Annotated in this window: 4 protein-coding genes; 2 read left to right on the top strand and 2 right to left on the bottom strand. The window is 73.4% G+C overall.

Annotated features, from left to right (window positions below; all coding sequences use genetic code 11):
- A partial coding sequence (locus G6031_RS17960; RefSeq protein ID WP_182654012.1) for a twin-arginine translocation signal domain-containing protein occupies positions 1-157 on the bottom strand: 157 nt, incomplete at its 3' end.
- Between the two features lie 209 nt (positions 158-366).
- Here G6031_RS17960 and G6031_RS17955 point away from each other — a divergent pair.
- Positions 367-783, top strand: coding sequence for a DUF3151 domain-containing protein (locus G6031_RS17955; protein WP_095717384.1), 417 nt, complete (start codon positions 367-369; stop codon positions 781-783).
- A complete protein-coding gene (locus G6031_RS17950; protein WP_179523499.1) occupies positions 740-2,029 on the top strand; it encodes an FUSC family protein in 1,290 nt (429 codons plus the stop codon). Before G6031_RS17955 ends, G6031_RS17950 begins: the two co-directional genes overlap by 44 nt.
- On the opposite strand, the gene G6031_RS17945 is transcribed toward G6031_RS17950, so the two are convergent.
- A partial coding sequence (locus G6031_RS17945; protein ID WP_182654011.1) for a hypothetical protein occupies positions 1,974-2,557 on the bottom strand: 584 nt, incomplete at its 5' end. The genes G6031_RS17950 and G6031_RS17945 overlap by 56 nt on opposite strands.

The following is a 2,557-nucleotide window of genomic DNA, read 5'->3' as shown; positions in this document are numbered from 1 at the left end:
GCCGGAAGACGCCCACGTCGGCACCCGCGACCGCGGGCCGGCCCGCCAGGGCGCTGGTACCCGCCGCGGCTCCGGCCAGGGCACCCGCCTTGAGGACGGTCCGTCGGTCGAGGCCGGTGGGAGAGGTCGAGGCACCGGGATGGGCGGCAGAATGCATGCGTCCAGTTCACCCCACCCGCGGGCGCGTGCGTAAGAAAACCCACTGATTGGTCACGGAGAGTTCACCGGGGCGGGCGATCCGGGCCGGGAGCCGCCAGGACCGGATGGCGCCGGGATCCCTCCGGGATCGCACCGTTGATCGCCCCGGGGATCGCCGCCGGGGGTCGGACCCCGGTCGGTTGTCGTAGGTTCGTGGACAATGGGGGCATGACCCAGTTCGGAGATCTCCTCGGCCCCCCGCCCACCCGTCTCACCGGCGACCCGGAGGCGGAGGACGCCATCGCCGCCGGGGAGGATCCCCGCTCGGTGGCGGCCTCACACCCCACCGCGTCGATCGCGTGGGCGGAGCTCGCCGAGCGCGCCCTCGACGGCGGCGACGTGATCAGCGCCTACGCCTTCGCCCGCACCGGCTACCACCGGGGCCTGGACCAACTGCGTCGTCACGGCTGGAAGGGCTTCGGCCCGGTGCCGTTCGACCACGAGCCCAACCGCGGCTTCCTGCGGTGTGTGGCCGCCCTGGCCCGCGCCGCGCAGTCGATCGGCGAGGAGGAGGAGTACATCCGTTGTCTGGACCTGGTCAATGAGTCGGACCCGCACGCCGCCGCGCCTCTCGGCCTGGCGTGACCGACTGGACGCCCGAACGCAGGGCGTCTACGGCGCGCTCCCGGTCCCGCTGAGGACGCGGACCCGACGGCTGGCGTACGCGTTCCTCCCGATCCTGCAGTGCGGCCTCGCCGCGGGGATCGCCTGGTTCCTCGCACACGACGTACTCGGCCACCCCGCGCCGTTCTTCGCGCCCATCGCCGCCGCCCTGGCACTGGGCACCGGCATGGGGCGCCGGATCCGCCGCGGCATCGAGCTGGTGATCGGCGTCGTGGTGGGCGTGGGTCTGGGCGACCTGTTGATCGCCCAGATCGGCTCCGGCCCGTGGCAGATCGCCGCGGTGGTGGTGCTGGCCATGTCCGCGGCGGTGTTCCTCGACCGCGGGGCGCTCGTGGGGACGCAGGCCGCGTCGTCGGCGATCCTCGTGGCCACACTCCTGCCCCCGGGCAGCGCGGGTGGCTACGAGCGGATGGTCGACGCGGCGGTCGGCGGGGTGGTGGCACTGGTGGCCATGGCGCTGATGCCGGTCCATCCGCTGCGCCGCGCCCGACGCGAGGCGGCCTCGCTGCTGGGCGTGGCCTCGTCGGTGCTGGCGGAGGTCGCCGAGGGGCTGGAACACAGGGACTCGGACCTCATCCGCTCCGCCCTGCAGGAGGCCCGCGACACCCAACCGGCGGTCGACGAGATCGCCGAGCAACTCGCGGGTGCCCGCGAACTGGTCCGGATCTCGCCGTTCTACCGACGGCGCCGTCCGGAGGAGATCGTGCTGACGAGCGTGCTCAACCCGCTGGACAACGGCATCCGCAACATCCGCGTCCTGGCCCGGCGGGCGATCGTGGCGGTCGACGACCAGGTGGACGTCCCGCCGGCCCTGAGCTCGCTGATCGCGGGGCTGGGCGAGGCGCTGGAGTTGCTCACCCGGCGGGTGGCGGCGGATCCCGACGCGCCCACCGACGCCGAGGTGCACCGGACCCTGCGGGCGGTGGCGGCACGGGCCAAGCGTGAACTCGTTCCGGGCTCCGGCCTGACGGAGACCGTGATGCTGGCCCAGATCCGCTCGATCCTCGTGGACATGATGCAGGTGGCGGGGCTGAGCAAGATCTCGGCGCTGGCCACGCTGCCCCCCACGGTGCGCACGCCCGCCGTGGAGCCGGAACTGCTGGAGGAGTGGCCCGAGTCCCCCGACCGTCCGGCCACCGTCATGCCCCCGCTCAGGGCGACACGAGCCTCCATGGCTCGGTATGACGATAGAAAGAGGTCCTCTTGACCGCCCGCCGACCGGTGACCCCGTCACGGGTGATGACCCCCGCCTCCGTCCCCAGTTGAACGGCGCGGGCCGGCAGCCAGGAGCGCCTCAGCACCCTGCGCGGCCGTGCCGCGGTGGCGCGGACACCGGGAAGCTGCGGGGTCGGGCGGACAGTGAGGGTGTCGATCTCCCCGGAGAAGATCCGCTCGTCGTCGGCGTACGCCTCGCCCACCAGGTGGGCGCCGCCCGGTCCGGTGACGGTGGCCTCGCCCACCAGGACCGTTCCGGTCTCGTCCCGGATCAGCGGTACCTCCCTGGCCTCGCCCCGGACCCCGAGCTTGGCGGCGGCCGAACCGGTGGGCAGGTCGTAGGCGCGGGTGGCCGGAGTGGGGTCCTCGGCGACGTACGCGACCTCCATGTCCAGGTTCTCCGTCCGCAGCAGTCGCGTGAGCAGCGCGGCCAGGCCGGCGTCGGTGCCGCACACCACCACCCGGCGTCGATGTCCGATCTCGTACAGCGCGCGGTTCACATCGTCCTTGGTGGGCACCT

The sequence above is a fragment of the Dietzia sp. CQ4 genome, assembly GCF_014145125.1.
Taxonomy (GTDB): Bacteria; Actinomycetota; Actinomycetes; order Mycobacteriales; family Mycobacteriaceae; genus Dietzia; species Dietzia natronolimnaea.
The sequence above is the reverse complement of the archived record's forward strand: the minus strand, read 5'-3'. Positions and strand labels throughout refer to the sequence as shown.

Excerpts from the sequence above, each read along its gene's own strand:
- G6031_RS17955 (WP_095717384.1), top strand. The coding sequence starts at position 367 with ATGACCCAGTTCGGAGATCTCCTCGGCCCCCCGCCCACCCGTCTCACC.
- G6031_RS17950 (WP_179523499.1), top strand. The coding sequence starts at position 740 with ATGAGTCGGACCCGCACGCCGCCGCGCCTCTCGGCCTGGCGTGACCGA.